This window comes from Aerococcus sp. L_32, from assembly GCF_050689315.1.
Window position 1 is genome coordinate 1 of sequence record NZ_JBOEQF010000114.1, and the last position, 6,790, is coordinate 6,790.

General features: G+C 38.5%; 7 protein-coding genes. All 7 read left to right on the plus strand.

The window, feature by feature from the left end:
• Positions 1 to 1,873: V-type ATP synthase subunit I (locus ACRCJ0_RS08175; protein ID WP_431390137.1), on the plus strand; the 1,873-nt coding region annotated here is incomplete at its 5' end.
• 14 nt (positions 1,874 to 1,887) lie between these two features.
• On the plus strand, positions 1,888 to 2,343 hold the full coding sequence (locus ACRCJ0_RS08180; protein ID WP_431390138.1) for an ATP synthase subunit C: 456 nt from the start codon (positions 1,888 to 1,890) through the stop codon (positions 2,341 to 2,343).
• Positions 2,343 to 2,648 carry a V-type ATP synthase subunit F gene (locus ACRCJ0_RS08185; RefSeq protein ID WP_003142406.1) on the plus strand — a complete coding sequence of 102 codons (306 nt, stop codon included), beginning with the start codon at positions 2,343 to 2,345 and terminating at the stop codon, positions 2,646 to 2,648. The genes ACRCJ0_RS08180 and ACRCJ0_RS08185 overlap by 1 nt, the downstream gene beginning before the upstream one ends.
• A gap of 17 nt (positions 2,649 to 2,665) precedes the next feature.
• A complete protein-coding gene (locus tag ACRCJ0_RS08190; RefSeq protein WP_431390139.1) occupies positions 2,666 to 3,253 on the plus strand; it encodes a V-type ATP synthase subunit E in 588 nt (195 codons plus the stop codon).
• A 1-nt stretch (position 3,254) separates the two neighbouring features.
• The gene (locus tag ACRCJ0_RS08195; RefSeq protein ID WP_431390140.1) at positions 3,255 to 5,021 is read left to right on the plus strand and encodes a V-type ATP synthase subunit A; all 1,767 of its coding nucleotides are present in this window, start codon (positions 3,255 to 3,257) and stop codon (positions 5,019 to 5,021) included.
• A gap of 12 nt (positions 5,022 to 5,033) precedes the next feature.
• Positions 5,034 to 6,455 carry a V-type ATP synthase subunit B gene (locus ACRCJ0_RS08200; protein ID WP_059134069.1) on the plus strand — a complete coding sequence of 474 codons (1,422 nt, stop codon included), beginning with the start codon at positions 5,034 to 5,036 and terminating at the stop codon, positions 6,453 to 6,455.
• A 14-nt stretch (positions 6,456 to 6,469) separates the two neighbouring features.
• The coding region (locus tag ACRCJ0_RS08205) for a V-type ATP synthase subunit D (protein WP_431390141.1) at positions 6,470 to 6,790 on the plus strand (321 nt) is incomplete at its 3' end.

Here is a 6,790-nt window from a genome sequence, read left to right on the forward strand (position 1 = left end):
TTTGACCCACTACCCTATCCATTTAGAAAATGCGTTGAAGGAGTTGTCAGAGATTCGAACACTTCGTCCCTATACAAGTCCAAACCCTTATGAACCTTGGGAAGAACGAATTGATAACTTATTAGACTACACAAACGTTGAGCATGGTAAAGACATTCACCTGGACAAACCCATGACCTTTGATCAAGCAAAAGCTTTAGTAAACGAAGTTGAAGAAAGCTTGCAACATGAACGAGAGGCCATTGCTAAGGTGCAAGCAGCACATGATGAAGCAAACGAAAACTTATTAATGTTTAGACCCTTCCAATCAATTGACTTCACATTAGATAAAATTTACGAAATGAACCACATTAAATTCCGTTTCGGTCGTTTCACTCGTGAAAACTACCGTAAGTTCGAAAAATATGTGGACACAATGGTACCAGCCATCTTCGTGAAGAGTGAAGAAACTGAAAAATACGTTTATGGTGTCTACTTCACACCTGATGAAGCGCGCCAACGTGTTGATGCCCTTCTATTCTCACTAGCTTGGGAGCGGATTTACCTACCTGAGGAAAGTGGTAGTTTCCGTGAAATTACACATAAATATCAGAATTTGGTAGAAGATACTGAAAGCCAGTTAATCCAATTGAAACGAAAAATGCGTGCTTTAGTTACACCAGTGGCGCCAGATTTATTAGCGGCTAAGAGTCGGTTAATGGATTTATCTCAAGCTTTTGGTGTTCGTAAATTTGCAGCAATTACCCGTGAGGAATTCGCGCAAAAAGAAACACGTTACTTATTAATCGGTTGGATGGCTCAATCTGATGCGCAAAACTTCAGCGCTGAAGTTAAAAACGATCCAAACGTGACTATGTATATCGAAGATGAAGATGACAACAGTCATTTGAATCCACCTACAAAAATGAAGAACAATTTCCTAATCCGCCCTTTTGAGCTACTAACCAAAATGTACGGCGTTCCAAACTACCGTGAAATTGATCCAACAGCGATCGTAGGTATTTCGTACTCCCTTCTTTTTGGTGCCATGTTCGGAGATGTGGGTCAGGGATTAATTCTATTCCTAGTAGGGCTTGTCGGATTCTTCAACAAGAAATTACGCCCTATCGGTATGTTAGCGCCAATTGGATTAAGTTCAACTATCTTTGGTTTCCTTTACGGATCAATCTTTGGATTTGAAGATGTTATCCATGCATTATGGCTACATCCTATGACACACATGACAGACATTCCCTTCTTCGGAAGCTTAAATACAGTATTTATCGTAGCAGTCGCCTTTGGTATGTTCATGATCCTCGCAACAATGATTGTCAACATCGTGCAACGCTTTAATGCCGGAGAAAAATGGGAAGCTATTCTTGATAAGAACGGTATTGCCGGATTCATTTTCTACTTTGTATTAGTAGCTATGTTAATCCTTTACATGTCTGGACACACAATTCCAGCAATTGGCATCTTAATCGCTATCCTGGTTTTAGCATTAATCACAATTGCCTTTAAGGAAGAAATCATTCACAAGTTGGAAAACCATAAAGAGGTAAATGGTGACAACATTGTGATTCAAGCATTAACAATCTTCTTTGAAACATTTGAAACCCTATTAACTTACTTCTCTAACTCAATCTCATTCGTCCGTGTGGGTGCGTTCGCTATTTCTCATGGTGCAATGATGAGTGTAGTATTAATGTTTGCAGGTGCTGAAAATAGTGGCAACATCAACTGGTTGGTCATTATCTTAGGTAACTTGTTTGTAACTGGTTTTGAAGGATTAGTCGTGGCAATTCAAGTTTTGCGTCTTGAATTTTATGAAATTTTCAGTCATTTCTATCGTGGCGATGGTATTGAATTTAAAAATATTTGGATTAAAGATTAAAGGAGAAAATAAAAATGACAACAGAATTATTAATTAAACTGACAATGGTTGCAACTTTCGTATTAGGTTTCGTTTTACCATTCGGTTACTTCTACACAGGCAAAAAAACAAAAAATCGTTACAAAAAATCATTAACTACTAACTTAGTATTCGTTGTAGCTGGTATCTTAATTGCTATCGTATTAGCTTACAACCCAGAAGTTGCTTTAGCATCAACTGGTGCTGTTGCAGAAACTGCTGGTGACGCTGCTGGTTTAGCAACAGGTCTTGGTTACATCGCTGCTGCCTTATCAACTGGTTTATCATGTGTTGGTGGTGGTATCGCCGTTGCCTCTGCTGCTTCAGCTGCCCTAGGTGCTATTTCAGAAGATGGTTCAATCTTCGGTCGTTCATTAATCTTCGTTGGTCTTGCTGAAGGGGTTGCCCTTTACGGTTTGATCATCTCATTCATGATTTTAGGTCAATTATAATGAAAGCTTACGTAATCTGTGATAACTTAGACACTTTGACTGGATTGCGATTAGTAGGTATTGAAGGTGAAATTGTAAAGCCTGCGGAGTTTGAACCTGCCTTTAAACGTGCAATAGCAGATAAAGGTATTGGCATTCTTTATCTTTCGCCTTCTCTAATTGAAAGCAATCAAGACCTTGTAAATGATGTTCGCTTTAACCAAGCAACACCACTTATCACTTCAGTCTTAGGTGCAAATGAATATCAAAATGCGACCAATACCATTGCTGAAACAATTCAACATGCAATCGGTATCCAATTATAGAATGGGAGTTTTAAGCAATGGATTTAGAAGATAAATTTGCTTATTTTGAAACGCAAGTCAACCAACAAGCGCAAGATATTATTGACGAACAAGTCAATCAATACCAAGCAACTTTGCAAAAAGACTATGATGAATTTGTGAAAAACACAAATCAAGAGTTTGATGCAAAATTTGCCAACGCCAAAAAAAATATGCGTAAAGAGTTGAATAAAAACATTTCTCAAAGTCAAATTCACTTACAACGTGACTTGTACTTACAAGAAGAAAAGTTGAAAAAATCTCTATTCGCTGAATTCAACAGTGCGATTCAAAATTACATGCAAACAGATGAATACCGCAACCAATTAGTTGTGATGATTAATAACTTAAAAGACTATGCAGAAAAAAATCGTGAAGAGTTGGTTGTTTACATCAACCATTCAGATCAAGGTATGATTGAAACTTTATTAGAAGAAACAAATGCAAATATTCAAATTTCAGACCGTGAGTTTTTAGGTGGCGTCCGTGGTGTCTTGAAAGACCGTCAAGTGTTGATTGATTACTCTTTCTCTACCCTATTAGCAAACGTTGAAGATAGCTTTACTATCAAGGAGGTTGATGACTAGAATGGCAAACGAAAATTTAATTTATTCAATTTCGGGTCCAATCGTAAAAATCGCTGGTCCAACCGACTTATCTATGCAAGAGATGGTCCATGTTGGTGAAGACAAATTAGTTGGGGAAGTTATTTCCATCAATGAAAAAGAAACCACTATCCAAGTGTACGAAGAAACTGCGGGTATCCGTCCAGGAGAACGCGTTTACGGTACAACAATGCCGATTAAAGTACAGTTAGGCCCTGGTTTAATCAATAATATCTATGATGGTATTGAACGTCCTTTAGTTGAAATTGAAAAACAATCCGGATACATGATCAAACGTGGTGTTCAAGTAGATTCACTTGATAAATCAACCTTATGGCATGTGAAACCAGTTGTTAAAGTCGGTGATCAAGTTTCTGGCGGTGCAACTATCGCCGAAATCCCAGAATCAAATGCCGTTACCCATAAAGTATTGGTACCTCCTACAACTGTTGGTGAAGTCATAGAAGTCGTTGCTGAAGGTGACTATACAATCGAGGATATCTTGGTTAAAGTACGCCGCTTCAACGGTGACATTGATGAAATCAAAGCTTATCAAGAATGGCCAATCCGTCAAGCACGTCCTGTTGCTTCTCGATTCGAGTCAACTACACCACTTGTAACTGGTCAACGGATTATTGACTCAGTCTTTCCTATCGCTAAAGGTGGTACTGCTGCGATTCCAGGTGGTTTCGGTACTGGTAAAACGACTATGCAACATCAGATTGCAAAATATGCTGATGCTGATGTGATTGTCTACATTGGTTGTGGTGAACGTGGGAACGAAATGACCGAAGTACTTGAAGACTTCTCAAAATTGATTGACCCTCGTTCAAATGCGCCTTTGATGGAACGTACAGTTTTAATTGCCAACACTTCTAACATGCCGGTAGCAGCCCGTGAAGCCTCTATTTATACAGGTTTAACAATCGCTGAATACTACCGTGATATGGGTTATGATGTAGCGATCATGGCCGATTCAACTTCTCGTTGGGCCGAAGCTTTACGTGAGTTATCTGGTCGTCTTGAAGAAATGCCCGCTGAAGAAGGTTTCCCTGCATACTTAGCTAGTCGTATTGCAACTTTCTATGAACGGGCTGGTTACATGCGTAACTTAAACCAATCTGAAGGTTCAGTATCGATTATCGGTGCTGTATCTCCTCAAGGTGGGGACTTCTCTGAGCCAGTTACCCAAAACACTAAACGTTTCGTACGTTGTTTCTGGGGGCTAGATTCAGAACTTGCACATAAACGTCACTATCCTGCAATTAACTGGATGAATTCTTATAGTCAATACGTGGATGATTTAGGTGCTTGGTATACTGCCAACATTTCTGAAAAATTCCTAGCTAACCGTGCTGAAATGATGGCTCTTTTACATGAAGAAGACCAATTAATGGAAGTTGTAAAACTAATCGGTTCTGATGTCCTACCTGACCACCAAAAATTAGTCTTACAAACTGCTCGTGTTTTCCGTGAAGGTTTCTTACAACAAAATACCTTCCATAAGGTAGACTCAGCGGTACCAATGGCTAAACAAGAAAAAATGATGGAAGTTATTTTATACTTACATCACCGTGCGAAGTCATTGATCCAATGGGGTATGCCGATGTCATATCTAAATAAATCAAACATTTTCACTGATGTAATCAACATGAAGTATACAACCTCAAATGATAACTTAGCTGATTTCGATCACTATTTTGAGGATATCGATACATTCTATGAAAATGCTATGCAAGAGAATGGTTAAGGGGGAATAATAATGGCAATAGAATATTTAGGATTAAATTCCATTAATGGCCCTCTAGTAGTTGTAGACGGTGTTAGAGGCGCTGCATATAACGATATCGTACGCTTTCGCGTAAATGGTAATGAAGAAAAATTAGGTCAAATTATTACAATGGAAGGCGAAAAAGCCATCATTCAAGTATTTGACTCAACTACTTCTATGTCTCTAGACAATACACATACACAATTTACTGGCCACGGTTTAGAAATCGAACTTGCACCTGAAATTCAAGGGCGTGTGTTTGATGGAATCGGTCGACCAATTGATAATTTAGGACCAATCCATTCTGACATTAAGCGTGATGTTAATGGTGCACCACTGAACCCTGTATCTCGTGTTTACCCACGTGACTATATTGAAACTGGGTTCTCAGCCATTGACGGATTAATGACGTTAATTCGTGGTCAAAAATTACCTATCTTCTCTGGTGATGGTATGAGTCATAACCAAGTAGCCGCTCAAATCGTTAAACAAGCTAAATTGGGTGAAGATTCTGACGAAGAATTCGCTGTTGTATTTGCTGCTATGGGTGTAAAACATGATATTGCTGACTATTTCCGTCGTTCATTTGAAGAGTCTGGTGCAATGGACCATGTAACGATGTTTGTAAACTCAGCTGATGATCCGGTTATGGAGCGTTTAATCACACCTCGTGTTGCGCTAACAACTGCTGAATATTTAGCTTATGATTTAGGTAAACATGTGTTAGTTATCTTAACGGATATGACTTCATTTGCCGAAGCCTTACGTGAAGTATCTTCTGCTAAACAAGAGATCCCTTCTCGTAAAGGTTACCCTGGCTATCTTTATTCTGAATTAGCGACAATTTATGAACGCGCTGGTATTGTTAAAGGCAAACCAGGTTCTGTAACGCAAATTCCAATTCTAACCATGCCTAATGATGATATTACCCACCCTATCCCTGACCTTACCGGATATATTACTGAAGGCCAAATCGTACTTGACCGTGTAATTGAGGGTAAAAATGTTTATCCACCAGTTGGGATTTTACCATCACTTTCTCGTTTGATGAAAGATGGTATCGGTGAAGGTTATACTCGTGAAGACCATTCTGACGTTGCTAACCAATTGTTCGCTTCATATTCTGGTGCTAATGAAGCTAAGTCTTTAGCTTCTGTTATCGGTGAAGAAGAATTATCAGATGTTGATAAACTTTACCTAAAATTTGGTGAATTATTTGAACAAAAATTTGTTGGTCAAGGTCAAGATGAGACCAGAACTATTCAAGAAACATTGGACTTAGGATGGAAATTATTGGGTATTTTTCCACGTGAAGAATTAACACGTATGGATACTGAAATCCTTGATAAATACTACAAAGATACAGCTGATGAGGTATTAAACCAACAAACAACTGACAAGCCCCTAGTTTAAGGTGGTGAGAATTAATGGATATTAATAACACCCCTACTAAGGGGAACCTAATGCAAATTCAAAAGACATTAGATCTTTCACGTAGCGGTTACCAATTGATGGATCGTAAACGGATTATCTTAATGAATGAGTTGATTGAATTGCTGAATAAGGCTTCTGGTTTACAGGATGACCTTAAAAAAGCTTATGAATTGGCTTATCATAAACTGTCAATTGCTGCATATGAAAATGGTATTTTAAGTGTAAATGATGCATCAACTAACGTAGATGTTGAAGACGATATCCAATTAAAAGTACGTAGTGTCATGGGTTCAGAGGTGCCAGAAATTAATTAC

Coding starts and splice junctions, on each gene's coding strand:
- ACRCJ0_RS08180 (WP_431390138.1), top strand. CDS start 1,888: ATGACAACAGAATTATTAATTAAACTGACAATGGTTGCAACTTTCGTA.
- ACRCJ0_RS08190 (WP_431390139.1), top strand. CDS start 2,666: ATGGATTTAGAAGATAAATTTGCTTATTTTGAAACGCAAGTCAACCAA.
- ACRCJ0_RS08185 (WP_003142406.1), top strand. CDS start 2,343: ATGAAAGCTTACGTAATCTGTGATAACTTAGACACTTTGACTGGATTG.
- ACRCJ0_RS08200 (WP_059134069.1), top strand. CDS start 5,034: ATGGCAATAGAATATTTAGGATTAAATTCCATTAATGGCCCTCTAGTA.
- ACRCJ0_RS08195 (WP_431390140.1), top strand. CDS start 3,255: ATGGCAAACGAAAATTTAATTTATTCAATTTCGGGTCCAATCGTAAAA.